A 23,956-nucleotide genomic window follows, 5' to 3' on the forward strand; every position below is an offset into this window, starting at 1 on the left:
GGGGTCGGGGGTGGGTCGATTGTGGCACACGCCGGCGTCATGCGCGCGTCTACCCACCCCAGCCGATCAGCTCGCGATCGTCGGGAACGCCTTCCGGAACGCCGCCAGCTTGGGCTTGTCCCAGGCGACAATATACGGATGCGTCGGGTTCCGGTCGAAGAAGTTCTGGTGATACGCCTCGGCCGGGTAGAAGCCGCCGGTCTCGAGCCTGGTCACGATCGGCTTCGAATAGGCGAGCGTCTGGCCCAGCTGCGCGATGTACGCGCGCGCGACCTGCGCCTGCGCCGGAGACTGCGGGAAAATTGCAGAGCGGTAGCTCGGGCCGCTGTCGGGGCCCTGGCGATTCAGCTGAGTCGGATCGTGCGCGATCGAGAAATAGACGCGAAGCAGTGTGCCGTAGCTCACGCGGCGCGGATCATAGGTGATCTTCACCGCCTCGGCGTGGCCGGTCGTCTCGGTGGAGACTTGATCATAGGTCGCGGTCGTTCGGGTCCCGCCGGCATAGCCGTTGGTGACCGAGGTGACGCCCTTCACATGCTCGAATACCGCTTCGAGCCCCCAAAAGCACCCGCCGGCGAGGATCGCGGTCTGCAGGCCGGGCGTAGCGGGAACGTCGTTCTTGGACGCCGGGATGATCACCGCGCGCTCGGCCTGTGCCATGCCGGTCGACAACGCGACGCCGAGGATGCCGGTCGCGCACAACGCCGATAGAAGGGTCTTTTTCATGGCCGCGATATGGGTATGCGCCCGCCCCGCGCCAAGGTCGGCGGCGGGGACAGCGCTATGACCAGTGCCGTAATCAGCGATCGTGGACGATGCTCGCGACGTGGCTACGCAGTGCCTGCGTTTCGGCGGCGGGCTGGAGTGCGACGAGTCCGATCGCGCCGAGCACGAAGCCCCCGGCGAACTGCCACAGGAAACTTGATGAGAGGATGTTACGCATGGTGCGTCCTTTGAGTGTCGTTCGCGGCGTCGACAAAAAAGCGACGCCGATGCCGTAGCGGCAGATCGTCCCGATCGTGCCGTTCCGCAATGTCGTTTCTAGAAACACACCGGTGAACGCGGCGTGACCCGCCCGTTCACCGGAGCGATAGGTTTAGCGCAGCGCGGCGCAGGCGGTCTGGATGCGCGTGCAGGCTTCGCGGAGCAGCGCGTCCGAGGTCGCGTAGCTGATCCGGAACGCCGGCGAGAGGCCGAACGCGGCGCCCTGCACGACCGCGACCTTGGCGTCGTCGAGCAGATAGCCGACCATCGCCTCATCGGTGTCGATCAGCCGGCCCGACGGGGTCGACTTGCCGATCAGCTCGGCGAACGACGGATAGACGTAGAACGCGCCCTCCGGGGTCGGGCAGTGCATGCCGTCGATCTGGTTGAGCATCGACACGACGAGGTCGCGGCGGCCCTGGAAGGCGGCGTTGCGCTCGGCGAGGAACGACTGGTCGCCGTTGAGCGCGGCGACCCCAGCGGCCTGCGCGATCGAGCACGGGTTCGAGGTCGACTGCGACTGGAGCTTGGCCATCGCCTTGATCAGCCACGACGCGCCGCCGGCATAGCCGATCCGCCAGCCGGTCATCGCATAGGCCTTGGAGCAGCCGTTGACGGTTAGCGTGCGGTCGAACAGCTCGGGACACGCCTCGGCGATCGTCGCGAACTTGAAGCCGTCATAGACGATATGCTCGTACATATCGTCGGCGAAGATCCAGACATGCGGATGGCGCGCGAGCACGGCGCCGAGCGCCTTCAGTTCGTCGATCGTGTAAGCGGCGCCGGTCGGGTTCGACGGCGAGTTGAGAATCACCCACTTGGTCTTCGGCGTGATCGCGGCGTCGAGGGCTGCGGGGTCGAGCTTGTAGCCGACCTCGGGGCCCGCCTTGACGATCACGGGGACGCCGCCGGCGAACTGGACGACGTCGGGATAGCTGACCCAATAGGGTGCCGGGATGACGACCTCGTCGCCCGGGTCGATCGTCGCGACCATCGCGTTGAACAAGGTGTGCTTACCGCCGACGTTCACGCTGATCTGGTCGGTCGCATAGGTCAGGCCGTTGTCGCGCGCGAACTTGGCGGCGATCGCCTGCTTCAGCTCGATCGTGCCGTCGACATTGGTGTATTTGGTCTGGCCCGCGCGGATCGCGGCGATCGCGGCATCCTTCACGAAATCGGGCGTGTCGAAATCGGGCTCGCCCGCGCCCAGGCCGATCACGTCGACGCCTGCGCGCTTCAGCTCGATGACGCGGCTGGTGATGGCGAGCGTGGGCGACGGGCTGATGCGGCCGAGAGCGGCGGAGGCGTGCATGATGTCGGGCCTTACGGTTAAGAGGCGGCGTGGCTATGGGCGGATACGCGCTATTTCGCAACCGCAACAACGGCGGGAATGAGCCCCCGGAGTGCATTTCCGATACGGAATCCGTGGGTCAGGTCGGCGCGGGTGAGTCGCCCCTGGATCGCACGGCCGGTTTCGAGCAGCTCCGCACGCAGCACGCCGGGCAGCAGCGCTCCCGCGGGCGGGGTGACGAGCGTGTCGCCGCGGGGCACGAACAGCGAGGTGAAGCTGCCTTCGGTCAGACAGCCGTCGGAATCCTCGAACAGCACCTCGAACGTGCCGGCGGCGGCGCGGGCGGCGTCGTAGAAGCCGCGGTCGCTGGTCTTGTGGCGCAGACGGTAGTCGCTTGCGGCGACCGGCAAGGGAACGATCGCGACCTGGGCGAGCGCGGGCGAGACCGGCACCGACCCGACCTCGATCGCGAGCGCACCCGAGGCGGCGAGCAGCAGACGGATCCGCTTGGGGCTACGCAGCCGGAAAGTCGCGGCCTGCAGTTCGTTGCGCGCGGCGTGGCGGTCGAATGCGAGGCCCAGCGTGTCCGCGCTCGCCTTCATCCGCGCGAGATGGCGTTCGAGCAGGGGGATGCCGGCCTCAGGATCGAACGCCATCGTCTCGATCAGGTCGATCGCGCGCTGGCCGGCGGTGACGAACGCCGCCTTGGCGAGGCATTCGCGGCGCTCCTCGCCGGCGTCGCTGTCGGCGACGATCCCGGAGCCCAGGCCCATCACGGCGGTGGCGCCGTCCACGGTCAGCGTGCGGATCGCGACGTTGAACATCGCGTCGCCATTGGGATCGAGGTAGCCGATCGCGCCGGTGTAGAGCCCGCGAGGACGCGCGCGTTCGACTTCGGCGATCACCTCCATCGCGCGCTGCTTGGGCGCGCCAGTGATCGAACCGCAGGGGAACAGCGCGGCGATCACGTCGATCGAGTCGCGGCCGTCCTCAAGCGTCGCGGTGATCGTCGAGGTCATCTGGTGGACGGTGGGGTAGGTCTCGACAGTGAAGAGGTCGGGCACGGCGACGTGACGGGCGACGCGCGACATGTCGTTCCGCATCAGGTCGACGATCATCAGATTTTCGGCGCGCTGCTTGGGATCGGCAGCCAGCGCGGCGGCGAGGGCCCGATCCTCGTCGGGCGTGTCGCCGCGGGCCGCGGTGCCCTTCATTGGACGGCAGGTGAGCGTGTCGCCGTCGAGCGCGAAGAAGAGTTCGGGAGACAGCGAGAGGAAACGGTGTTCGCCGGTGTCGATCAGCGCGCCATAGCCGGCGCACGACTGAGCGCGGAGCCCCGCGTAGAGCGCGAACGGGTCGCCGACGAACGGGATCGTCGCCGCGAAAGTCAGGTTCGCCTGGTAGATGTCGCCCGCCGCGATCAGCTGCGAGACGCGGGCGAAGGCGGTGTCGTACTCCGCAGCGTCGAGCACCGGCTGCGGCGGCCCAGCCCGCGCGCCGGCGGGGTTGGGGAGCAGCGCGGCGACGTCGGCGGGGCTCTGGTAACCGCGGAACAGACCGAACCAGAGCAGCGGGCCGACGGCGGCCATGCCGACGGGACGCGCGGCGAGCGCCTCGCCGGCCTCGTAGGTTAGGTAGCCCGCGGCATGGAGCCCCTCGGCGCACGCTGCCCGCAGCGCTTCGAGCGCGGGCAGGACCTGCGCGGGCATATCGGCGCGGACGATCCGTACCGGATCGCGGTAGAGCCGCGGCGGGGCGCCCCCTGCGCTGGCGTCATCCAGCAATACGAAAGGCGCAGTCAGCATGACGCCAGATGCACGCGGCGCACGCGGAACCGCAAGCGACGATTGCCGGAAACCGCGCGGACGCCTATTTTGCGGCCATGACCGACACTCCGCTGCGCGCCACCATCATCCCCGTCACGCCGATCCAGCAGAACTGCACACTGATCTGGTGCACCGCGACGATGAGGGCGGCGATCGTCGATCCGGGCGGCGACCTGCCGCGGATCAAGGCCGCGGTCGCGAAGGCGGGCGTGACGGTCGAGAAAATCCTGCTGACGCACGGCCATATCGATCATGCCGGCGAGGCCAAGGCGCTGTCGGACGATCTGGGCGTGCCGATCGAGGGGCCGCACGAGGCCGATCGCTTCTGGTTGCAGCGGCTCGATCAGGACGGCCCGAAATACGGCATCACGGGCGTCAATTTCGAGCCCGACCGGTGGCTGGTCGAGGGCGACACGGTGACGGTCGGCGATCTGGTGCTCGACGTCTACGAGACGCCGGGGCACACCGAGGGGCATGTGATCTTCTACCATGCGCCGTCGAAGTTCGCGCAGGTCGGCGACGTGCTGTTCCAGGGATCGGTCGGGCGATCGGACATGCCGGGTGGGAATCATCAGGTGCTGCTGCGATCGATCGTCGAGAAATTATGGCCGCTGGGGAGTGATACGACGTTCATTCCCGGCCACGGCGCAGCGAGCACGTTCGGGCATGAGCGCGCGACCAACATGTTCGTGAGCGATCGGGCGATGGCGGCGTAACCGCTGCCCATCAAGGTGGTACTTTGATGGGATTCTCTTACTCTCCGGCGACCGCCTGGGCCCATGCAGTCGGCGGCCCTATTGCTCCCCTCCCTGGCAGGGAGGGGCTGGGGGTGAGTGTCGAGGGAACGCCGCGCCCCAAGCCGACCCACCCCCGACCCCTCCCTTCCAGGGAGGGGAGAGAGGTTTAGCGCCGCTCCGCCGTCGTCTCGGCGCGGATCGCCTTGAACTCGGAGCCGTCGCGCCACTGTGGCCACATCCGGCCGTTGGCGAGCGTCCCGCCGATCGCCGCGAACAGCCCGACATCCTGCGCCGCGCCGCGGAAATCCCAGCTCGCGTCCCAGGCGTCGCAGGTCTGGTGGTAGCATTTCATGTAACCGTCGAGCCATGCCTGCCCCGCGGCGCGGCCACCGGCGACGAGGTCGGGCGCGCCGCTGATCGCCATCAGCAGCAACGTCGGCACGCCGCGCCTGGCGACCGAGAAATGATCGGCGCGGTAGAACAGACCCCGTTCGGGGAGCGCTTCGGGGGTGACTACCCTGCCCTGCGCCTTGGCGGCCGCGGCGAGCATGTCCTCCAGGTCGTTCTGGCCGGCGCCGACCAGCATCACATCGCGCGACGGCCCGGCGGTCTGCAGGATGTCGAGAGTCAGGTTGGCGACGGTCTTGGCTGCGGGATAGACCGGGTTCACGGCATAGGTTTCCGACCCGAGCAGCCCGCGTTCCTCGCCGCTCCATAGCGCGAAAACCATGGTGCGATCGGCGGGCGGCTTGGCGGCGAACAGCCGCGCGAGTTCGACCACGCCGGCGACGCCGAGCGCGTCATCATTGGCACCGGGGCGGATCGTGCGGCCCTGCGCGTCGGGCGCGCCCTTGCCGTACGCGTCCCAGTGTGCGCCGAACATCACCACCTCGTCGGGGTGACCGCGGCCGGGGAGTTTTGCGAGGACGTTGCGGCTTTCGGCGCGCTCGAAGATGACTGGCAGGTCGGCGGAGAAGGTCTGCTTTAGCGAGACCGGGCGGAAGTCGCTGCGCCGCGCGGCTTTGCGCAGCGTGGCCAGATCGAGACCGGACGCCGCGAACAGCCGGGTTGCGGCTGCCCCCTCGATCCAGCCCTGCAACAGCACGCGCGACGCCGGATCCTGGCGGACGATGTCGTAATTCTCGCCGGCGGGCGCGGTGACGGTCGCCCAGCCATAGCCGGCGCCCGGCGTGTCGTGGACGATCAGCGCGCCGATCGCGCCCCGCCGCGCGGCTTCCTCATATTTATACGTCCAGCGGCCATAATAGGTCATCCGGCGGTCGCCGAACTTGCCCGCCGAATCATCGCCCGCCGCCGCCTCGAAATCGGGGTCGTTGACGAGAAACACCGCGATCTTGCCGCGAAGGTCGACTCCCTTGAAGTCGTCCCAGCCGCGTTCGGGCGCGGTGACGCCGTAGCCGACGAACACCATCGCCGCGTCGCGAATCGCCACGCGGTCGACCGGGCGGACCGTGCTGACATAGACGTCGCGCCCCTGCACCAGCGGCACCGCGCCCGCGGTCAGCGTGCCGTTGCCGAGACGGGTGTGGACGAGCGGGACGGGCTGCGTCCACTGGCCGTCCGGCCCGCCCGGCTGCAGCTTCAGCGCCTTGAACCGGGCGACCAGCCAATCGATCGTCTTGGTTTCGCCGGCTGTGCCGGGTGCGCGCCCCTCGAACGAATCGGACGCGAGCGTCTTTACGTCGGCGGACAGGCGGGCCGCCTCCTGCGCGCCCGCGGAGGGTGCGACCAGCGCGGCGGCGGCGAACGCGATGACGAAGCGGAGCGTTGGTGGCATGGGCGTCCCTAGAAACGGAGGAGGCAACGGCGTGCCACGCCGCGCGCACCCTTGCAACGCGAGCGATTCTCGCTATAGCGCCACGCTTCGCGATGCGTCCGGCCGTATGGTAGCTCACGCGGCCGACATTCTCGTCGGTTGCCGAGTCCCGCGTCCGGGTTTATCGGAGCCCCGACCTTTTAGAAGAACAAGGTGCCGAAATGGCCGTCCCCAAAAGAAAAACTTCGCCCTCCAAGCGTGGCATGCGCCGCGGTCACGACGCACTCACCATCGCGTCGTTCCAGGAATGCCCGAACTGCGGCGAGCTGAAGCGCCCGCACAATCTGTGCAATTCCTGCGGCCATTATAACGGTCGTGAAATCGTCTCGGTCGAAGGCTAAGCGGCTTTTGGAACAGGCGGTGGCGGCTGTCCGTTGATGGGCATCGCCACCGCGAGACGCGCGGATTCGTGCGGCTCCGAAGCCTCTATGCACTTGCGAAGGACGTAGCATGCCCGACAGCGGCTGGATCGCGGTCGACGCGATGGGTGGCGATGACGGGTTGGCTGTGATGCTCGCCGGGGTCGCACTCGCGCGCAATCAGCAAGCGGGTATGCGGTTCCTGCTCGTCGGCGACGAGACGGCGATTCGCGAGGGGCTGAAGGCCCATCCGAACCTGTCCCAGCATTCCGAAATCGTCCACGCCCCCGAAGTGGTCGGCTCGAGCGACAAGCCGAGCCAGGCGATGCGTCGCGCCAAGACGACTTCGATGGGAATCGCGATCGACCTGGTGAAGAAGGGACGCGCTTCGGCGGCGGTCTCGTCCGGCAATACCGGCGCGCTGATGGCGATGGCGAAGCTGTCGTTGCGGATGCTGCCCGGGATCGACCGGCCCGCGCTGGCCGCACGGCTGCCGACGCTCGGCGACACCGACATGGTGATGCTCGACCTTGGTGCGAACACCGAGTGCGACGCGCGCAACCTCGTCCAGTTCGCCGTCATGGGTGCTGCCTATGCGCGCACCGCGCTCGACATCGCCCACCCGCGGGTCGCGCTGCTGAACATCGGCAGCGAGGACATGAAGGGCACCGACGAGATTCGCGACGCCGCGGCGCAGCTGCGCGCGATGGCGGCGGTCGACATGCAGTTCAACGGCTTTGTCGAGGGCGACCGATTGTCGCGCGGCGAAGTCGACGTCGTAGTCTGCGACGGCTTTTCGGGCAATATCGCGCTCAAGACCGCCGAGGGCACCGCGCGATTCGTTGCCGACCTGCTCAAGCGCGCGTTCCGCAGCTCGGTGCGCTCGAAGCTCGGCTTCCTGATCTCCAAGCCGGCGACCGAATTGCTGCGCGATCATCTCGACCCCAACAACCACAACGGCGCGGTCTTCCTGGGTCTGAACGGCATCGTCGTGAAGAGCCATGGCGGCGCCAACGAGCGCGGCGTCGCGACCGCGATCGGCAACGCCGCCAAGATGGTCAACAACGATCTGATCCGCCGCATCGCCGACGATCTGGGCACGCTCGAGAAGGCCGCATGATCCGCAGCGTCATCACCGGCACCGGCTCCGCGCTTCCCGCACGCCGCGTCTCGAACGCCGAACTGGCGAAAACCGTCGACACCAGCGACGAATGGATCGTCGAGCGCACCGGAATCCGCTTCCGGCATATCGCCGGCGCCGACGAGACCACGGGCACGCTCGCCCATGACGCGTCCAAGGCGGCGCTCGCTGCGGCAGGATGCGCGGCGCAGGACATCGACCTGATCGTGCTCGCGACCGCGACGCCCGACCAGACCTTTCCCAGCACCGCGACCAAGGTGCAGGCGATGCTGGGCATCGACGACTGCGTCGCGTTCGACGTCGCCGCAGTCTGCTCGGGCTTCCTCTATGCGGTGCAGGTCGCCGACAGCATGATCCGTAGCGGCGTCGCCAAGCGTGCGCTGGTGATCGGTGCGGAGACGTTCAGCCGGATCCTCGACTGGGAGGATCGCACCACCTGCGTGCTGTTCGGCGACGGCGCCGGGGCGATCGTGCTGGAAGCGCAGGACACTAGCGACGCAGATGGCCGCGGGATCCTGACGACCAAACTGCATGCCGACGGGCGCCACAACGAATTGCTGTATGTCGACGGCGGCGTCTCGACCACCGGGACCGTCGGCAAGCTGCGCATGAAGGGCCGCGAGGTGTTCCGCCATGCGGTCACCAACCTGGCCGCGGTGATGACCGAGTCGTTGGCGATGGCGGGGATCGAAGCCGCCGACGTCGACTGGGTGGTGCCGCATCAGGCGAATGCGCGCATCCTGGACGCGACCGCGCGGAAGCTGGGCCTGGCGCCCGACAAGGTCGTCGTGACGGTCGACCAGCACGCAAACACCTCGGCCGCTTCGGTGCCGCTCGCGCTCGACGTCGCGGTGCGCGACGGGCGAATCCGCGAGGGGCAGATCGTCGTGCTCGAGGCAATGGGCGGCGGTTTCACCTGGGGCGCCGCGGTGGTCCGATTCTGAGCGCTTCATAAAGCACTTTCGGTCCGGTACGGCCGTGTGTAGATTACGATTTGGGCCGGGGAGAGTAGCGATGACCACAGGGACGTTGACGCGGGCGGATCTCGCCGAATCGCTGCACCGCGAAGTCGGTCTGTCGCGTGCGGACTCCTCGAAGATCGTTGAACAGATTCTGGCCGAAATGTGCGGCGCCTTGTCGCGCGGCGAGAACGTCAAGATCTCCGGCTTCGGCACGTTCGTCCTGCGCGACAAGGGCGAGCGGATCGGCCGCAACCCCAAGACCGGGATCGAAGTGCCGATCGCGCCGCGCCGCGTGCTGACCTTCCGCGCCAGCCAGATGATGCGCGAACGCATCGTCGGCGCGGGCTGATTCGGGTGCCCGACGCGCCCGTCGACGAGAGGGGCGGCAAGACCAGTACCGCGTTTCGCACCATCGGAGAGCTGTCGCGCGACACCGGTCTGCCGCAGCATATTCTGCGCTATTGGGAGACGCGGTTTCCCCAACTGCGGCCGCTGCAGCGCGCGGGCAACCGGCGTTACTACCGCACCGAGGACGTCGCGCTGGTGCGGCGGATCGACACGCTGCTGAACCGCGAGGGCTATACGGTGCGCGGCGTGCAGCAACTGCTCGCCAAGGAAGTCGGCAGCAATGTCGGGACGCCGATCGATACGTTGCGGGCGATTCGGGATTTGCTGGCGCGGGCGCTGGCCGAGGACGGGGTTTAGGCTCGCTTCCTTACCGTTCGCGCGTCGCCGCGAACTTCACCTTCGCATAGCGGTCGGCGATGTAGCCCACTTCCCACGCGCTCTTGGCCAGGAACACGGGGTTGCCGTCGCGATCCTTCGCCATCGCGCCGCGATTCTGGTCCATGAAATCCTTGAGGTCCGCAGGGTCGGCGGCGCTGACCCAGCGGGCGGTGTCGAACGGGGCGGGTTCGAGACCGGCGGCGACCTTGTACTCCGCATCGAGACGGCTCAGCAGCACTTCGAGCTGGAGCTGGCCCACGACGCCGATGATCCAGTTCGAACCGATGTCGGGGTAGAAGACCTGCGTCACCCCCTCTTCGGCCATGTCGTCGAGCGCTTTCCGAAGCTGCTTGGTCTTGGTGAAATCCTTCAGCACGACGCGGCGCAGGATTTCGGGGGCGAAGTTCGGCAGGCCGGTGAAGCGGACATCCGCCTTCTCGCTCAGCGTGTCGCCGACGCGCAGCGTGCCGTGGTTGGGGATGCCGATGATGTCGCCCGGGAAGGCCTCGTCGGCGAGCTCGCGATTCTGCGCGAAGAACAGGATCGGCGAATGCACCGCGATCGGCTTGCCCGAGCCCGAGGGCGTGAGCTTCATGCCGCGTTTGAACACGCCCGAGCACAACCGCATGAACGCGATCCGGTCGCGGTGGTTGGGGTCCATGTTGGCCTGGACCTTGAACACGAAACCGGTGACTTCGCTGCCGTCGGGGCTGACCGGCGCGGGTTCGGCGGGCTGCGCGCGGGGGCTGGGCGCGTAATCGGCCAGCGCGGCGATCAGTTCGGCGACGCCGAAATCCTTCAATGCCGAGCCGAAATAGACCGGGGTCAGGTTGCCCGCGCGGTAGGACTCTGCGTCGAAGGTCGCGTAGCCGCCTTGCGCGAGTTCGGCTTCCTCGACGAGCTTCTCCAAGCCTTCGGGGCTGAGAATGTCGGCAAGCGCCGTGTCGTTAAGGTCGGTGAAGGGCAGCGGCTTGCCGAGATATTCGCGGCTGTCGCCTTCGGGGCGGCTCAGCGTGTTGGCGTAGAGGTCGTACACGCCCTCGAACTCGCCGCCCATGCCGACCGGCCAGCTCATCGGGCAGACGTCGAGCTGGAGCATCTCGGCGACCTCGTCGAGCAGCTCGAACGGCGGCCGCCCCTCGCGGTCGACCTTGTTGACGAAGGTGATGATCGGCACGTTGCGCAGGCGGCAGACCTCGAACAGTTTCCGCGTCTGCGGCTCGATGCCCTTGGCGGCGTCGATGACCATCACCGCGGAGTCGACCGCGGTCAGCGTGCGATAGGTGTCTTCCGAGAAATCCTCGTGGCCGGGCGTGTCGAGCAGGTTGAAGGTGATCCCCTGCCGCTCGAACGTCATCACCGAGGAGGTGACCGAGATGCCGCGCTGCTGCTCGATCTTCATCCAGTCGGAGCGCGCGCGGCGGTTCTGCCCGCGCGCCTTCACCTCGCCGGCGAGATGGATCGCGCCGCCGAAATACAGCAGCTTTTCGGTCAGCGTCGTCTTGCCGGCATCGGGGTGCGAGATGATCGCGAAGGTGCGGCGGGGGGAGATGGTCATGACGGGCTCTTGGCAGATGCGAGGGCGGTAGGACAGGGTTCTCCCCTCCCTGGAAGGGAGGGGTCGGGGGTGGGTCGGTTGCCGCGCGGAGCCGACCGGGTTGGCTCAGGCCGCCCCCACCCACCCCCAGCCCCTCCCTTTCAGGGAGGGGAGCGGGATCGCTACGGCACCAAAGTCACGCTCATCGCAATGCGTTTCGTATCCCCCGCGGCGACTTCGAACACGCCGGGCTTGTCGCGGTAGTCGCCCGTATAGCCGGTCGGGTCGGCGATGCCGTGCCAGGGCTCGACGCAGACATAAGCGGCACCCGGCTTGGTCCAGATGCCGAGCTTGGGGGTGTCGGGGAAGGCGATGGCGAGATGCGGGCCCTGCGGGGCACCATAAATCACCGCGTGGCTCTTCACATCGTCCCAGACCAGCGCATCGGTGGCGAACAGGTCGTCGCGCAGGAACAGGTCGCGGCCGTCGAGCGGCGAGGTACGGTCTTCACGCGCGATCGTGCCGTCGGGGGCGATGACGCGGAGCGCATCGGGCTCCTCGGATTCGAACATGATCCGGTGGTCGGCGCGGTCCTGGCCATAGGGCAGCGGCCAGGCGAAGGCGGGGTGGAAGCCGAAACTGGCAGGCAGCGTCACGTCACCGGTGTTGCGGACCTGCGCGTCGATGGCGAGCGTGGCGCCATCGAGCGTGAAGACGATGTCGAGCGCGAAGGCGAAGGGATAGGCGGCGCGTGTTTCGTCGCTGTCGGTGAGGCGGAAGGTGGCCGTCGTTGCGCTGTGATCGACGAGCGTGAAGGCGGTGCGTCGCGCGAAGCCGTGCTTGGGCATCGGATAGTCGCGGCCGTCGAGGCGGATCACGCCGTCGTTCACGACACCGACGACGGGGAAGAGGATCGGCGCGTGGCCGGTCCAGAAGGCCGGGTCTGCATCGGTCATCAGCTCGCGGCCGGCGGCGTCGCGCAGGTGCGTCAGTTCGGCGCCGAACGGGTTGATCGCGGCGGTCAGATGGGCGTTGGCGATGGTGATCAGGTCGGTCATGTCTGTACTCCGCTACGGTCTGCCATTCGGTGCATCCCACTTCCCGTCATCCCCGCGTGCGCGGGGATGACGAAAGGGGCGTTACCTAGACGCGCAGGCTGGCGCCCTGTTTGGCCGCCGCTGCGACGACCTTGTCGGCCACCGCCTTCAGTTCCTCGTCGGTGAAGCTCTTGGTGGTCGGTTGCAGGACGATCTCGACCGCGACCGACTTGTGGCCGTCCTCGACGCCCTGGCCGGTGAACACGTCGAACACGCGGGCGGAGACGATGACGGCCTTGTCGGCGCCCTTGACGGCGCGGACCAGCGCGTCGGTGGCGAGCGCCGCCGGCACGAGGAAGGCGAAGTCGCGACGGACGGCCTGCTGCGCGGGGGGCGTGTAGGCCGGGCGGGCGAAACCTGAGGCTCGCTTGGGCGGGATGGCGTCGAGGTAGAGTTCCACCGCGGCGACCGCGCCGTCGAGGTCGAACGCCTTAAGGACCGACGGGTGGAGCATGCCGAAGCTCGCCAGCACGGTCTTGGGCCCGAGGCGGAGCGTGCCGGACTGGCCGGGGTGCCAAGCTTCGCCCGCCTCACCCATGACTTGCAAGTTATCGACCGGTGCGCCCGACGCCGCGAGGAGCGCCAAAGCCTCCGCCTTGGCGTCATACGCGTCGAAGCTCGCAGCCTTGCCCTCGCGCCAGCCGCGCGGGCGACGGTCGCCGGCAAGGACGACGCCGAGCGTCGGGCGTTCGGCGTCGGCGAGATAGCGCCGGCCGATCTCGAACAGCCGCACCGTCTGCGCACCGCGCTTGAGGTTGCGCGCGGACGCGGCCAGCAGGCCGGGGAGGAGCGAGGGGCGCATGACCTTCAGGTCTTCGCTGATCGGGTTGGCGAGCGTCCAGGCGCCGCCGCCGAACGGCGCGGCCTCGGCGTCGGACAGGAAGCTCCACGTCACGGCCTCGTCGAGGCCGCGCGTGGCGGCGGCGCGGCGGGCGCGGCGTTCGAGCTTCTGCTCCGGGGTCGCCGTCGGGGTGGCGACGCCGGGCATCCGGGGGAGCGGGGTCGAGGGAATCTTGTCGATCCCTTCGATGCGGACGATTTCCTCGACCAGGTCGGCGGGACCGTCGACGTCGCGGCGCCAGCTCGGGACCGTCACCGGCCAGGCGCCTTCGATCGTCGCGAACAGCGCGTCGCTATAGGCGTCGGGCGCGGCGATCGCGCCGACTGTGAAACCGAGCGAGAGCAGGATGCGGGCCTGGCGCTCGGGCGCGACGTGGAGGCCACCGAGGTCCGCGCACAGGCGTGGATCATACTGGACCACGCGGGGCGCGACCGGAGGTTCGCCGGATCGCGTGACGCCGCTCGCGGTGCCACCGCAGACATGGAGCACGAGCGCGGTGGCGATCGCGAGACCGTCTTCGAGGAAGGCGGGGTCGACGCCGCGCTCGAACCGGCTGCGCGCGTCGGAGGTGAGCAGCAGCTTCTGGCCGGTGCGGGCGATGTGGTCGGGATCGAAATACGCGCATTCGATCAGGACGTCGGTGGTGTCCGCGGACACGCCTGAATGCTCGCCGCCCATGATGCCGCCGATGTCGTGGACGCTCGCATCGTCGGCGATGACGGTCATCGTCTCGTCGAGCGTGTAGGTCTTGCCGTTTAGCGCGACGACCTGTTCGCCGCCCTTCGCCTTGCGCGCGACGAGGCCGCCCGAGAGTTTCGCGCGGTCGTAGACGTGCAGCGGACGACCGAGGTCGATCATCAGATAGTTGGTGATGTCGACGAGCGCGGAGATCGGCTTCTGGCCGATCGCGAGCAGGCTGCGGCGCATCCAGTCGGGGGATTCGCCGTTCGTCACGCCGGAAACGGTCTGCGCGAAGAAGGCGGGACAGCCGGCGGTGTCGTCGGTGCGGACGTCGGGGCCGTCGCCCTGGCACGCGATCGGGTCGAAGATCAGCGGCGTCAGCGTGCCGAGCCCGGCCGCAGCGAGATCGCGCGCGATGCCGCGGACGCCCATGCAATCCTGGCGGTTGGGCGTGATCGCGACGTCGATGACCGGGTCGGTCAGGCCGGCATAATCGGGATACGGCGTGCCGATCGGTGCGTCTTCAGGCAGCTCGATGATGCCGTCATGGTCGTCGCCGAGTTCCAGCTCGCGCGTCGAGCACATCATGCCGTTCGATTCAACGCCGCGGATGCTGGCGAGCTTGAGCGTGACGTCGAGGCCCGGAACATAGGCGCCGGGCGCGCCGAACACGCCGACGAGCCCCGCACGCGCGTTGGGCGCGCCGCAGACGACCTGAAGCGGGCCGTTTCCGGCGTCGACCGAGAGGATCTGGAGCTTGTCGGCCTGCGGATGGCGTTCGGCGCTGAGGACCCTTGCCACCGTGAACGCCGCGAGCTTTTCGCCGGGGTTCTCGACGCCTTCGACTTCGAGACCGATGCGGGTCAGCGCGTCGACGATCTGGTCGAGCGTCGCGGTCGTGTCGAGGTGCTGCTTCAGCCAGCTGAGGGTGAACTTCATGCGCTGATGTCCGTCACTTCGATTGCCGTCATCCCAGCGAAGGCTGGGATCTCTGCGGGGCGGGTGCTGTGCTCTCCAACGGGGAGACCCCAGCCTTCGCTGGGGTGACGGATGGAGGTCATCATGCCCCCACCCCGCCGCTGAGCGTGGGAACGTCGAGGCTCGAAAAGCCATAATGCTTCAGCCAGCGGATATCGCCGTCGAAGAACGCGCGCAAATCGTCCATGCCGTATTTGAGCATCGCGAGGCGATCGATGCCGCAGCCGAACGCGAAGCCCTGCCATTCGTCGGGATCGAGCCCGCACGCCTCGATCACTTTCCGATGGACCATGCCGGAGCCGAGGATCTCGAGCCAGCCGTCGGGCTCGGCGCCGCCGACGACGCGCTTGCGCTTCACCAGCGTGTAGCCGACGTCGATCTCGACCGAGGGTTCGGTGAAGGGGAAGTAGCTGGGGCGCAGGCGGAGCACGATATCGTCGCGCTCGAAGAACGCCTTCACGAACGTCTCGAGCGTCCATTTGAGATGGCCGAGCGTGATGCCCTTGTCGATCACGAGGCCCTCGACCTGATGGAACATCGGGGTGTGGGTGGCGTCGGAATCGGAGCGGTAGGTGCGGCCGGGGGCGATGATGCGGATCGGCGGCTTCTGCGACAGCATCGTGCGGATCTGGACCGGCGAGGTGTGCGTGCGCAGCAGCGAGAAGGTCGTCTTCTCGTCGGCGGTGCCGGCGGCCTTGGCGTCGATCCCCTGCTGCAGATAGAAGGTGTCGTGCATCGCGCGCGCCGGATGCGTCTCGGGGATGTTGAGCGCGGAGAAATTATGCCAGTCGGTCTCGATCTCGGGACCGGTCGCGACCGCGAAGCCGAGGTCGGCGAAGATCTCGGCCAGCTCGTCCATCACCTGGCTGACCGGATGGATCGTGCCGGCGGGCGTCGCGTCGGCGGGCAAGGTCATGTCGAGCGTCTCGCTCGCGAGGCGGGCGTCGAGCGCGGCGCGTTCGAGCGTCGCCTTGCGCTCGGCGATGGCGTTAGCGACGGCCTCGCGCAGGCCCTGGATCAGCGGGCCCTGCGACTGGCGTTCGTCGGGGCTCATCTTGCCGAGCGTCTTCAGCAGGGCCGTGATCGTGCCCTGCTTGCCGAGCGCCTCGATCCGGCACGCGTCGAGCGCGTCGAGGCCCGAGGCCGCGCCGATCGCGGTCAGCATGTGTTCGCGCATCTGGTCGAGGTCGTTGGTCACAGTGTCGCAATCCTAACTTCGTCATCCCCGCGGAGGCGGGGATCCATACTGGCTACCGTAGCGCCTCTATACCTGGCCCTTGAGACCAAGGCCCCCGCCTAGCGGGAACGGCGACCTGGAACGGGGTCCAGTCCCAAGCCGATCGCCAGATCGTCCCAGTCCGGATTGTCACGCTCGATCAGTGTCACCTTCCAGTCGCGGTTCCATTTCTTGAGCTGCTTCTCGCGCGCGATCGCAGCGTCCATCGTGTCGGCCATCTCATAGTGCACCAGCCGCACCACGCCGTAGCGGGACGTGAACCCCTTGATCAACCCTTCGCGATGCTGCTGCAGCCGTCCGAGCAGGTTCGACGTCACGCCGATGTAAAGGGTGCCGTGCTTGCCGCTGGCAAGGATGTAGACGCAGGGTTGCCGGTCCATCACCTCTCCCGTCATTCCCGCGAAGGCGGGAATCCATAGTGGCGAACGGTGCGGTCTATCACAACCGGTTGCCAGTATGGATTCCCGCCTTCGCGGGAATGACGAAGGAAAGGGGGGGCAACGGCGTCGCGCCTAACGAAAAAGGGCGCCGGTGTTGCCACCGACGCCCTTTTCGCAACGCTACGTCAGGCGCTTACGCGGCCTGGGGCAGAGCCGCCTTCACCTGCGCGACGATCGCGCTGAAGGCTGCGCCCTCGTGCATCGCGATGTCGGCCAGGACCTTGCGGTCGAGTTCGATGCCGGCGAGCTTAACGCCGTGCATGAACTGCGAATAGGTCAGGCCCTCGGCGCGGACGCCGGCGTTGATGCGCTGGATCCACAGACCGCGGAACGTGCGCTTCTTAACCTTGCGGTCGCGGTAAGCGTACTGGCCGGCCTTTTCGACGGCCTGGCGGGCGATGCGGATGGTGTTCTTGCGACGGCCATAATAGCCCTTCGCCTGAACCAAAATACGCTTGTGCTTGGCGCGGGTGGTTACACCCCGTTTTACGCGTGCCATTCTCTAATTCCTCTCAGCTCAGCTCAGGCCGTAAGGCGCCCAGGCCTTTACCGCTGCGGTGCTCGCCTTCGACAGCAGCTTGGTGCCGCGGTTCTGACGGATGTACTTGCCGTTGTGGTGGGCAAGACGGTGACGCTTGCCCGCGACGCCGTGCTTGAGCAGGCCGGTGGCAGTGAGCTTGAAGCGTTTCTTGACGCCGCTCTTGGTCTTCAGCTTGGGCATTTTTTTCCTTTCGGTTGACGAAGGACACGCTGAAATCGCCGCGGCAGCCCACACTGGCCGGGCGATTCGTAAGGCGCGTGCCTTTCGAAGAAGCGCGCCGCATAGCGGCATGCCCCGCGCGACGCAACCGCGCCGGTGTCCCATGGAACCGACGCGGCGTCCGTGCGATACGCCTTTTGATGGATGCGACCGTAACCCCCGAGCCGCCCGCGGCGCCCCCCACCCCCAATCCGGCTCCGGCTACAGCCCCCGATGCGCGACGCGCGAAGCGGCGGCGGATCATCCGCAACACGATCCTGGCGGTCATCGGTACGATCTTCGCGGTGTGGCTGGTGCTGTACGTCACCAAGGGACGGTTCCTCAAACACACGTTCGAGCGCGTGGTCGGCGCGCAGACGCATCGCACCGTCACCGTCCGCGGCGACTTCCAGCTGTATTTCGCGCCGTTCCGCATCAAATTCTACGCCGAGGATTTCACGATCTCGAACCCGGATTGGGCGACGCGGCCCAATTTGTTCCAAGCCAAGCGCGTCGATACGCGGATCGCGCCGCTGTCGCTGGTCTTCGGCAAGCGCCGGCTCTACTGGCTGGATCTGGTCGACGGCGCGCTCGATCTCGAGTGGAACGCCGCGCATACCGCCAACACCTGGACCTTCGAGACCGACAACAAGGGCGGCAAGCCGCTTGAATTCCCGCGGATCGACGTCGCGACGGTGACCGGCACGACGGTGCGCTATCTCGACCCGCGGATGCGTGTGCTGGCCGATCTCAAGGTCGACGACATTCGCTCGGTCGACGCGCAGATCGGGCGGGCAGTCGGGCTGAAGGGCGGCGGGCAGGTGCGCGACACGCCGTTCACGCTGACCGCGCAATTGCTGTCGCCCGATGCAACCGCCAATCGCGGCGAGAACAAGCTGGTCGCACAGATGCACGCGGCGGGTAACGTGCTCGACGTTTCGGGGACGCTGCCGAGCATCGCCGATATCGAGAACGTGCCGCTGCAGACCCGTGCGCGCGGCCGCAACCTTGCGGACCTGCTGGCGATCATCGGCGTGGTGATCCCCAATACGCGTACCTATCGGCTGCGCTCGCAGATGGTGAAGGACGGGGAAACGTATCGCTTTACGCGCATCACCGGCGTGGCGGGCAACACCGACCTGGCCGGCAAGCTGACGATCACCAACGGCGCGCGGATCCACCTTGATTCCGTGCTGGCGACCAAGAGCCTCGACATCGTCGATGCAGCGCCGTTCATCGGCTACAACCCCGACATCGTCGCGACCAAGGGGGCAATCGCTGCTGCCGCCGCGACCGGTGCCGCGCCGCAGCGGCTGATGCCCGACGCCAACTTCCCGGTCGAAACGATGCGGCGGTTCGATGCCGACCTGAAATGGACGATCGGGGTCGTCAAATCGAAGAACATCCCGATATCCAACGTCGACCTGACGCTGGACCTGGAGCGCGGACGCCTCGCATTGTCGCCGCTGACCTTTGCGATGGCGCGTGGCAACGTATCGTCGGACGTCGTGTTCGATACGCGGTCGCGGCCGAGCGCGGTGTCCTACGACATCCGTCTCGCACCGACGCCGCTGGGGCGCCTGCTCAAGGGCTATGGCCTGACCGAGTCGGGGACGACGGGCACGATCAAGGGCCGCATCGAGCTGAAGGGACGCGGCGATTCGATCCATGATTCGCTCGCCTCGTCCGCCGGGCGGATCGCGTTCGTGATGCCGTCGGGCGCCTTGTCGGTGCGCAACGTGCAGCTGGCCGAGCTCGACATCGGGACGTTCTCGCAGCGTATGTTCCAGGGCAAGCTCGACGAGCCGGTGCAGATGAACTGCGGGCTGATCGGCTTCACGGTGCGCGGCGGCGTAGCGGCAGCCGATCCGATCCTGATCGATACGAAGAAGAACGTGATCGTCGGGCGCGGCGGGTTCAGCTTCCGCAACGAAGCCGTCGACCTGGCCTTCCGCGCGGATTCGAAGAAGTTCAGCGTGTTTGCGGGCCAGTCGCCGATCGGTCTTGGCGGGGTGTTCGCGGCGCCCAAGATGAACCTGATCTCCAAGGATCTGCTCGCCCGCGTCGGCGGGGGGCTTGGGCTGGCGCTGGTGGCGACGCCGGTGGCCGGGCTCCTGGCGTTCGTCGATGTCGGCGACGCGAAGGCGACCGCGTGCGGCCCGGTACTGGCCGGCGCGACGGCCAAGGCGCAGCGCACCACCAAGGGCGAGGCGCGCGACGATGTCGGCCACGGCACGACCGCCAAGGCCGAAGACGGCAAGGCGTCCGCCGACGAGAAGAAGGGGCAGCGGAAGAAGTTTCTCGGGATTTTCTGAGGCTAGCGTTCTTCCGGCACCCCCTCCCCTTGCGTCATCCCAGCGAAGGCCGGGATCTCTCCGGGGCCAGGCGGGCACGCTGCAACGGGAGACCCCAGCCTGCGCTGGGGTGACGGGTGTCAGTGGTCGTGGCCCTCGTCGCTATGCCCCTCGCCGTGGTCCTCGTCGTCATGCGGCACGCCGTGCATCGCCTCCAGCACCTCGTCCATCCGCGCGGGGTCGCCGATCGCGAGGACATGGCCCTCGCTGGCGGCGGTGAGCGGGTCGCCGTTCCAGTCGCACATCCGCCCGCCAGCGCCCTCGACGATCGGCACCAGCGCGGCGAAATCGTAGAGCTTCAGGCCGGACTCGCACACCACGTCCAGATGCCCGCTCGCGAGCAGCCCGTAATTGTAGCAGTCGCCGCCATAGACCGGACCCTGCCGGGGATTGCCGCCCGAGACGGCGGCGATGAGTTTCAGGAAGGGCTGCACTTCGCCTTCGTCGAACAGATGCGGGCTGGTCGTCGCGACGATAGCACCCTCCAAGGCAGCGCAGGCGCGGGTGCGGACGGGTACGCCGTTGAACGTCGTCGGTCGCCCGGCGACGCCGACCCACCGTTCGCGCTGGACCGGCTGGTCGATGATCCCGAGCACCGGCCAACCATCCTCGACGAGCGCGATCAGCGTGCCGAAGATCGCGCGTCCGACAGTGAAGCTGCGCGTGCCGTCGATCGGGTCGAGCACCCATTGGCGGTTGGTGACGCCAGCCTTCTCGCCATGTTCCTCGCCGATCACACCGTCACCCGAGCGTTCGGCGTCGAGCAGCCGGCGCATCGCCGCCTCCGCCTCGCGGTCCGCGCGCGTCACGGGCGAAAGGTCGTCCTTGATCTCCAGCCCGAATTCGTGGCGGAAATAGGGGCGGATCACCTGGCCCGCAGCGTCGGCGAGGCGGTGGGCGAGATCGATATCGGCTTTGGTCACGGGCATGGCCACCGCCTATCGCACCCGCCCGCGCTGCGCTAGGATCGGCGGCGAGACCAAAGAGGAATTGCCGATGCGCCGCCTATTGACCGCCGCCGCCCTGACCGCCGCCGCCTTTGCGGTGACCGCCCCTGCCGTCGCGGCGCTGGCGCCGGGCGCGAAGGCACCGGACTTCACGACGCGCGGTGCGATCGCAGGGAAAGTGTTCACGGTGCATCTGGCAGAACAGCTGAAGAAGGGCCCAGTCGTGCTCTACTTCTTCCCCGCGGCCTATACCGGTGGCTGCAACGCCGAGGCGCACGCCTTTGCCGAGGCGATCCCCGCGTTCACCAAGGCGGGTGCGACCGTGATCGGGATGTCGGCGGACACCGTCGACACGCTCGCCAAATTCTCTGCCGAGAAGTGCGCCGGCAAGTTCGCGGTCGCGAGCGCAGGCCCGGCGGTTGTCCGCGGCTACGACGTCGCGCTGCCGCAGCAGATCCAGGGTCGCAGCGTCACCAGCCGCACCAGCTATGTCATCGCGAAGAACGGCACGGTCGCGTTCGTCCATTCGGACATGAACCCCGCCGACCATGTCGGGATGACTTTGGCCGCTGCGCAGAAGCTATCGCGCAAATAATGCATCCGTTTCGGTGCGTCTGGTGACCTTTTCCTAACTGTTTCAAGGCTAACTGGCGTTTGGACGGAGGGCAGGATGGGGCACGCACAGACCGCGCCGGTACGGACGTGGGAGCTATTCGGGCGGATCGGTGCGTTTCTCGACGCGCATCATCTGATCCCCGACCCCGTCCATTACAGCTTCGCATATGCGGTGCTTTCCGATCCCGACGGGGTGCTGTCCAAGCGCGTTGCCGAACTGACTCAGGGTGGCGTTCGGTTGCGGATGGCGGACCTGAAGGCGCTGGGTGGGCCGGCGTTCGAAGGGGCGTTTGCGACGAGCGCGGCCGACTGCGAAGAGATCGAGGACCAGGCGGCGACGCTGGTCGCCCAGACGCAGCTGCAAATCGATGGATTTGCGCAAATGGTGCGCGACATGCAGGTCGAAACGCGCGTCTTTGGCCGCGATCTCGAGCAGAGCGCGGCGGCGATCTTTCGCGTGCCGCAGCTGGCCGAGATCGACGCCATCGGGGCGATCACGACGCGGATGATCGCGCGGATTCGCGACACCGAAGTCCGGTTGGCGCAGGCGACCGCCGAAACCGAAGCGTTGCGCGCAAAACTGGCCGAAGCCCGCGACACCGCCCGGCGCGATACGCTGACGGGGCTGCCCAACCGCCGCGCGTTCGAAGAGGCGTTCGCCGAACGCGACGTCGATGCGGGCCCCTATTGCCTCGCGGTCTGCGATATCGACCGATTCAAGCGGATCAACGACGAGTTCGGCCACGGTGTCGGCGATCGCGTGTTGAGCACGATCGGGCAGACGATCGCCAGCGAATGCGCGCCGCATCTGGTGGTGCGGCACGGCGGCGAGGAATTCGCGGTGCTTCTGCAGGGATTGACCCTGGTCGAGGCGGTCGACCTGCTCGACAACGTGCGCGCCGTCGTCGCCGCCAAACGCTTCCGCAACCGCGATACCGATGCACCGCTGGGGCAAATCACCTTTTCCGGCGGCGTCACCGCAATTCATGCCGGCGAACCCGCCGAGGCGGCGTTGGCACGCGCCGATCAGCTGCTGTACGCCGCCAAGAACGGCGGGCGCGACCAGGTCTCGGCCGCCTGACGCCGGATAATGGCGTAGCTTGCCCGGCGAGTTGGCGGGGATCGCCAACACCGAAGCGCGATTTTAAATAAATCCAGCGAAACCAACGCAGTGCGGAATTGGCACGCCACATGCAAACATCCCGGTATCGGCGGACGGATGGTCCGGACGCCGCCAACCAGAGGAAACCACCATGTCGCTCCGTCTCGCCTCCGCCCAGCGTTTCGCCGTTTCGTTCGTCGGCGCGCTGGTCTTCGCATCGCTCGCGGTCAGCGCCGCGGTTCCCGTCCTGCCGATCGCCTGATCGCACACTCAGGGAGACTCGCCATGCGCAGCGTCGTCATCGGCTTTGCCGCCTTTACCACCACCGCCCTGCTGATCGCCACCTACGCCGGAGTCGTGCTCGCCTGACTCAGGCGGGCACGACAGCACCAACGGGACCGACCGGCGCGGGCTCGTCGCGCGAATAGGTCCCGATCAACAATCCCGCTGCGAGCACATGCCCGCTGATCGCGCCGATCACCGCGGCGCGGCCGGGCGTATCGCCCGGATCGCCTGCCCCGGCGCCGACCGCGAACACTTGAAACGCATAGTCATGAACGCCGTGGCCGCTCGGCGGATCGGGCGGCAGCCAGCCTTCGCGCCGATAGGAATTGCGGCCGACATCGCCGCGGGCATCGCCCCGTGCATTGCCCCGGGCATTGCCGACGCCGTCCGCAACGATCGCGCCTTCCGCCAACCGTCCCGAATCGGCCGGCAGCGCCCATACCACCGCGTGAACGAGCGGCTGCGGGGTAGGCGCGTCGGCGTCCTCGACGATCAGCACGAGCATCGCGGTGCCGGCGGGCGGCGTGCCCCAGGTCAACGGCGGCGATACGCCCTGCCCGTCCGCGGTGAAGCGCTCGGGCAGACGGGCACCGTTCGCGAACGCTGGGCTGGTAAGGTCGAGCGTGTCGAACCCCTTGCCGAGCTGGACGATCGCCAGCTTGTCGGACCCGGCGCGCAGACCGCTCATCGCCTTGCCGAGCCAGGCGGGGATATGTTCGAGCATGGTCAGCCCTCCGCCGGGCAGGCGCCAGCGCGGAGCACGGGCGCGGCGTCGGCATACCAGCGGCTGCGCGTGCCCATCGTCGCGGTGTCGTGATAGCAGACCTGGGTCTTGCCGCGGGTCGGGTCGATCAGCACGGTCCAGTTATGGTCTCCGCAATTATGCGCTTCGCAGCCCCACGCCGCGATCTGCTTGCCGCGCTGGAAGATCGGGTTCTCGGGACCCGAGCGACCGCGGATGCGCTCGCGCAGCGCCGGGTCGCCGACCGCTGCGACTAGGCCGTTGGCGACTTCGGACCGGTCGTAGAACCCCACGCCGTCGACCGCGTCGTGCGGATATTTGCCAACATAGGCGGTCAGCGGAGTCGTTTGCGCCTGCCCAGGCAGGGGTTTGGGCATCTGTGGCGCGGGCGGCGTGAAACCGCTCGCGGCGACCGCGGTGTCGGGCGTCTTTTCGGCGGCGCCACAGCCTGCCAGCAGCAGCGCGGTCCCCAGCATCATCCGGCGCATGGCGCTCCCT

24 protein-coding genes are annotated in these 23,956 nt (G+C 67.7%); 9 read left to right on the top strand and 15 right to left on the bottom strand.

Features of this window, described 5'->3' with window-relative positions; translation table 11 throughout:
• Positions 1 to 66: 66 nt before the first annotated feature.
• The 4 genes from msrA to pabB all read right to left on the bottom strand — a co-directional run bounded on the left by msrA (position 67) and on the right by pabB (position 4,080).
• The gene (gene msrA / locus U1701_RS02775; RefSeq protein ID WP_332781002.1) at positions 67 to 726 is read right to left on the bottom strand and encodes a peptide-methionine (S)-S-oxide reductase MsrA; all 660 of its coding nucleotides are present in this window, start codon (positions 724 to 726) and stop codon (positions 67 to 69) included.
• A gap of 73 nt (positions 727 to 799) precedes the next feature.
• On the bottom strand, positions 800 to 943 hold the full coding sequence (locus tag U1701_RS02780; RefSeq protein ID WP_332781003.1) for a hypothetical protein: 144 nt from the start codon (positions 941 to 943) through the stop codon (positions 800 to 802).
• 153 nt (positions 944 to 1,096) lie between these two features.
• Complete coding sequence (locus U1701_RS02785) at positions 1,097 to 2,296, bottom strand: pyridoxal phosphate-dependent aminotransferase (protein ID WP_332781004.1); 1,200 nt, start codon at positions 2,294 to 2,296, stop codon at positions 1,097 to 1,099.
• A 50-nt stretch (positions 2,297 to 2,346) separates the two neighbouring features.
• The gene (pabB, locus tag U1701_RS02790; protein ID WP_332781005.1) at positions 2,347 to 4,080 is read right to left on the bottom strand and encodes an aminodeoxychorismate synthase component I; all 1,734 of its coding nucleotides are present in this window, start codon (positions 4,078 to 4,080) and stop codon (positions 2,347 to 2,349) included.
• 77 nt (positions 4,081 to 4,157) lie between these two features.
• On the opposite strand from pabB, the gene U1701_RS02795 reads away from it, so the two are divergent.
• Positions 4,158 to 4,817, top strand: coding sequence for an MBL fold metallo-hydrolase (locus U1701_RS02795; protein WP_332781006.1), 660 nt, complete (start codon positions 4,158 to 4,160; stop codon positions 4,815 to 4,817).
• Between the two features lie 187 nt (positions 4,818 to 5,004).
• Here the strand turns inward: U1701_RS02795 and U1701_RS02800 are convergent, their stop codons facing one another.
• On the bottom strand, positions 5,005 to 6,636 hold the full coding sequence (locus U1701_RS02800) for a M28 family metallopeptidase (protein WP_332781007.1): 1,632 nt from the start codon (positions 6,634 to 6,636) through the stop codon (positions 5,005 to 5,007).
• Between the two features lie 200 nt (positions 6,637 to 6,836).
• Here U1701_RS02800 and rpmF point away from each other — a divergent pair, with 200 nt between their 5' ends.
• From rpmF to U1701_RS02825, 5 genes are all read left to right on the top strand, one after another.
• Positions 6,837 to 7,016, top strand: coding sequence for a 50S ribosomal protein L32 (gene rpmF / locus U1701_RS02805; protein ID WP_332781008.1), 180 nt, complete (start codon positions 6,837 to 6,839; stop codon positions 7,014 to 7,016).
• Between the two features lie 109 nt (positions 7,017 to 7,125).
• On the top strand, positions 7,126 to 8,154 hold the full coding sequence (gene plsX / locus U1701_RS02810) for a phosphate acyltransferase PlsX (RefSeq protein ID WP_332781009.1): 1,029 nt from the start codon (positions 7,126 to 7,128) through the stop codon (positions 8,152 to 8,154).
• On the top strand, positions 8,151 to 9,119 hold the full coding sequence (locus U1701_RS02815; protein ID WP_332781010.1) for a beta-ketoacyl-ACP synthase III: 969 nt from the start codon (positions 8,151 to 8,153) through the stop codon (positions 9,117 to 9,119). The genes plsX and U1701_RS02815 overlap by 4 nt, the downstream gene beginning before the upstream one ends.
• Positions 9,120 to 9,189: 70 nt before the next feature.
• A complete protein-coding gene (locus tag U1701_RS02820) occupies positions 9,190 to 9,486 on the top strand; it encodes an integration host factor subunit alpha (protein ID WP_332781011.1) in 297 nt (98 codons plus the stop codon).
• Positions 9,487 to 9,491: 5 nt separating this feature from the next.
• Complete coding sequence (locus tag U1701_RS02825) at positions 9,492 to 9,842, top strand: MerR family transcriptional regulator (protein ID WP_332781012.1); 351 nt, start codon at positions 9,492 to 9,494, stop codon at positions 9,840 to 9,842.
• Positions 9,843 to 9,852: 10 nt separating this feature from the next.
• Here U1701_RS02825 and U1701_RS02830 read toward each other — a convergent pair whose 3' ends face one another.
• The 7 genes from U1701_RS02830 to rpmI form a co-directional block, all read right to left on the bottom strand.
• Positions 9,853 to 11,421: a peptide chain release factor 3 gene (locus tag U1701_RS02830; RefSeq protein WP_332781013.1), complete on the bottom strand. Its 1,569-nt coding sequence runs from the start codon at positions 11,419 to 11,421 to the stop codon at positions 9,853 to 9,855.
• A gap of 161 nt (positions 11,422 to 11,582) precedes the next feature.
• Positions 11,583 to 12,458, bottom strand: coding sequence for an aldose 1-epimerase family protein (locus U1701_RS02835; protein ID WP_332781014.1), 876 nt, complete (start codon positions 12,456 to 12,458; stop codon positions 11,583 to 11,585).
• An 85-nt stretch (positions 12,459 to 12,543) separates the two neighbouring features.
• Positions 12,544 to 14,958 (bottom strand): phenylalanine--tRNA ligase subunit beta, encoded by a 2,415-nt coding sequence (gene pheT, locus U1701_RS02840; protein ID WP_332781015.1) that lies wholly within the window; start codon positions 14,956 to 14,958, stop codon positions 12,544 to 12,546.
• Between the two features lie 121 nt (positions 14,959 to 15,079).
• Complete coding sequence (gene pheS, locus U1701_RS02845; protein WP_332781432.1) at positions 15,080 to 16,174, bottom strand: phenylalanine--tRNA ligase subunit alpha; 1,095 nt, start codon at positions 16,172 to 16,174, stop codon at positions 15,080 to 15,082.
• A 119-nt stretch (positions 16,175 to 16,293) separates the two neighbouring features.
• Entirely contained in the window at positions 16,294 to 16,614 is a 321-nt protein-coding gene (locus tag U1701_RS02850; RefSeq protein WP_332781016.1) for a GIY-YIG nuclease family protein, read from the bottom strand.
• Positions 16,615 to 16,807: 193 nt separating this feature from the next.
• Positions 16,808 to 17,173 (bottom strand): 50S ribosomal protein L20, encoded by a 366-nt coding sequence (gene rplT, locus U1701_RS02855; protein ID WP_056054375.1) that lies wholly within the window; start codon positions 17,171 to 17,173, stop codon positions 16,808 to 16,810.
• 18 nt (positions 17,174 to 17,191) lie between these two features.
• Positions 17,192 to 17,395: a 50S ribosomal protein L35 gene (gene rpmI / locus U1701_RS02860; RefSeq protein ID WP_147083819.1), complete on the bottom strand. Its 204-nt coding sequence runs from the start codon at positions 17,393 to 17,395 to the stop codon at positions 17,192 to 17,194.
• A gap of 179 nt (positions 17,396 to 17,574) precedes the next feature.
• Between rpmI and U1701_RS02865 the strand changes: the two genes are divergently transcribed.
• Positions 17,575 to 19,728: an AsmA family protein gene (locus U1701_RS02865; protein ID WP_332781017.1), complete on the top strand. Its 2,154-nt coding sequence runs from the start codon at positions 17,575 to 17,577 to the stop codon at positions 19,726 to 19,728.
• Positions 19,729 to 19,847: 119 nt separating this feature from the next.
• Here U1701_RS02865 and U1701_RS02870 read toward each other — a convergent pair whose 3' ends face one another.
• The gene (locus U1701_RS02870; protein ID WP_332781018.1) at positions 19,848 to 20,696 is read right to left on the bottom strand and encodes an inositol monophosphatase family protein; all 849 of its coding nucleotides are present in this window, start codon (positions 20,694 to 20,696) and stop codon (positions 19,848 to 19,850) included.
• Between the two features lie 67 nt (positions 20,697 to 20,763).
• Between U1701_RS02870 and U1701_RS02875 the strand changes: the two genes are divergently transcribed.
• Together U1701_RS02875 and U1701_RS02880 are read left to right on the top strand one after the other, a co-directional pair.
• The gene (locus U1701_RS02875) at positions 20,764 to 21,309 is read left to right on the top strand and encodes a peroxiredoxin (RefSeq protein WP_332781433.1); all 546 of its coding nucleotides are present in this window, start codon (positions 20,764 to 20,766) and stop codon (positions 21,307 to 21,309) included.
• A 75-nt stretch (positions 21,310 to 21,384) separates the two neighbouring features.
• Positions 21,385 to 22,410 carry a GGDEF domain-containing protein gene (locus U1701_RS02880; protein WP_332781019.1) on the top strand — a complete coding sequence of 342 codons (1,026 nt, stop codon included), beginning with the start codon at positions 21,385 to 21,387 and terminating at the stop codon, positions 22,408 to 22,410.
• Positions 22,411 to 22,801: 391 nt separating this feature from the next.
• Here U1701_RS02880 and U1701_RS02885 read toward each other — a convergent pair whose 3' ends face one another.
• Complete coding sequence (locus U1701_RS02885; RefSeq protein WP_332781020.1) at positions 22,802 to 23,440, bottom strand: YbhB/YbcL family Raf kinase inhibitor-like protein; 639 nt, start codon at positions 23,438 to 23,440, stop codon at positions 22,802 to 22,804.
• A 2-nt stretch (positions 23,441 to 23,442) separates the two neighbouring features.
• On the bottom strand, positions 23,443 to 23,946 hold the full coding sequence (locus U1701_RS02890) for an Ivy family c-type lysozyme inhibitor (protein ID WP_332781021.1): 504 nt from the start codon (positions 23,944 to 23,946) through the stop codon (positions 23,443 to 23,445).
• Between the last annotated feature and the right edge of the window lie 10 nt (positions 23,947 to 23,956).

The organism is Sphingomonas rhamnosi (assembly GCF_036663615.1).
In the GTDB taxonomy this organism is placed as follows: Bacteria; Pseudomonadota; Alphaproteobacteria; order Sphingomonadales; family Sphingomonadaceae; genus Sphingomonas.

Excerpts from the sequence above, each read along its gene's own strand:
- msrA (WP_332781002.1), bottom strand. The coding sequence starts at position 726 with ATGAAAAAGACCCTTCTATCGGCGTTGTGCGCGACCGGCATCCTCGGC.
- U1701_RS02780 (WP_332781003.1), bottom strand. The coding sequence starts at position 943 with ATGCGTAACATCCTCTCATCAAGTTTCCTGTGGCAGTTCGCCGGGGGC.
- U1701_RS02785 (WP_332781004.1), bottom strand. The coding sequence starts at position 2,296 with ATGCACGCCTCCGCCGCTCTCGGCCGCATCAGCCCGTCGCCCACGCTC.
- pabB (WP_332781005.1), bottom strand. The coding sequence starts at position 4,080 with ATGCTGACTGCGCCTTTCGTATTGCTGGATGACGCCAGCGCAGGGGGC.
- U1701_RS02795 (WP_332781006.1), top strand. The coding sequence starts at position 4,158 with ATGACCGACACTCCGCTGCGCGCCACCATCATCCCCGTCACGCCGATC.
- U1701_RS02800 (WP_332781007.1), bottom strand. The coding sequence starts at position 6,636 with ATGCCACCAACGCTCCGCTTCGTCATCGCGTTCGCCGCCGCCGCGCTG.
- rpmF (WP_332781008.1), top strand. The coding sequence starts at position 6,837 with ATGGCCGTCCCCAAAAGAAAAACTTCGCCCTCCAAGCGTGGCATGCGC.
- plsX (WP_332781009.1), top strand. The coding sequence starts at position 7,126 with ATGCCCGACAGCGGCTGGATCGCGGTCGACGCGATGGGTGGCGATGAC.
- U1701_RS02815 (WP_332781010.1), top strand. The coding sequence starts at position 8,151 with ATGATCCGCAGCGTCATCACCGGCACCGGCTCCGCGCTTCCCGCACGC.
- U1701_RS02820 (WP_332781011.1), top strand. The coding sequence starts at position 9,190 with ATGACCACAGGGACGTTGACGCGGGCGGATCTCGCCGAATCGCTGCAC.
- U1701_RS02830 (WP_332781013.1), bottom strand. The coding sequence starts at position 11,421 with ATGACCATCTCCCCCCGCCGCACCTTCGCGATCATCTCGCACCCCGAT.
- U1701_RS02835 (WP_332781014.1), bottom strand. The coding sequence starts at position 12,458 with ATGACCGACCTGATCACCATCGCCAACGCCCATCTGACCGCCGCGATC.
- pheT (WP_332781015.1), bottom strand. The coding sequence starts at position 14,958 with ATGAAGTTCACCCTCAGCTGGCTGAAGCAGCACCTCGACACGACCGCG.
- pheS (WP_332781432.1), bottom strand. The coding sequence starts at position 16,174 with ATGCGCGAACACATGCTGACCGCGATCGGCGCGGCCTCGGGCCTCGAC.
- U1701_RS02850 (WP_332781016.1), bottom strand. The coding sequence starts at position 16,614 with ATGGACCGGCAACCCTGCGTCTACATCCTTGCCAGCGGCAAGCACGGC.
- rplT (WP_056054375.1), bottom strand. The coding sequence starts at position 17,173 with ATGGCACGCGTAAAACGGGGTGTAACCACCCGCGCCAAGCACAAGCGT.
- rpmI (WP_147083819.1), bottom strand. The coding sequence starts at position 17,395 with ATGCCCAAGCTGAAGACCAAGAGCGGCGTCAAGAAACGCTTCAAGCTC.
- U1701_RS02865 (WP_332781017.1), top strand. The coding sequence starts at position 17,575 with ATGGATGCGACCGTAACCCCCGAGCCGCCCGCGGCGCCCCCCACCCCC.
- U1701_RS02870 (WP_332781018.1), bottom strand. The coding sequence starts at position 20,696 with ATGCCCGTGACCAAAGCCGATATCGATCTCGCCCACCGCCTCGCCGAC.
- U1701_RS02875 (WP_332781433.1), top strand. The coding sequence starts at position 20,764 with ATGCGCCGCCTATTGACCGCCGCCGCCCTGACCGCCGCCGCCTTTGCG.
- U1701_RS02880 (WP_332781019.1), top strand. The coding sequence starts at position 21,385 with ATGGGGCACGCACAGACCGCGCCGGTACGGACGTGGGAGCTATTCGGG.
- U1701_RS02885 (WP_332781020.1), bottom strand. The coding sequence starts at position 23,440 with ATGCTCGAACATATCCCCGCCTGGCTCGGCAAGGCGATGAGCGGTCTG.
- U1701_RS02890 (WP_332781021.1), bottom strand. The coding sequence starts at position 23,946 with ATGCGCCGGATGATGCTGGGGACCGCGCTGCTGCTGGCAGGCTGTGGC.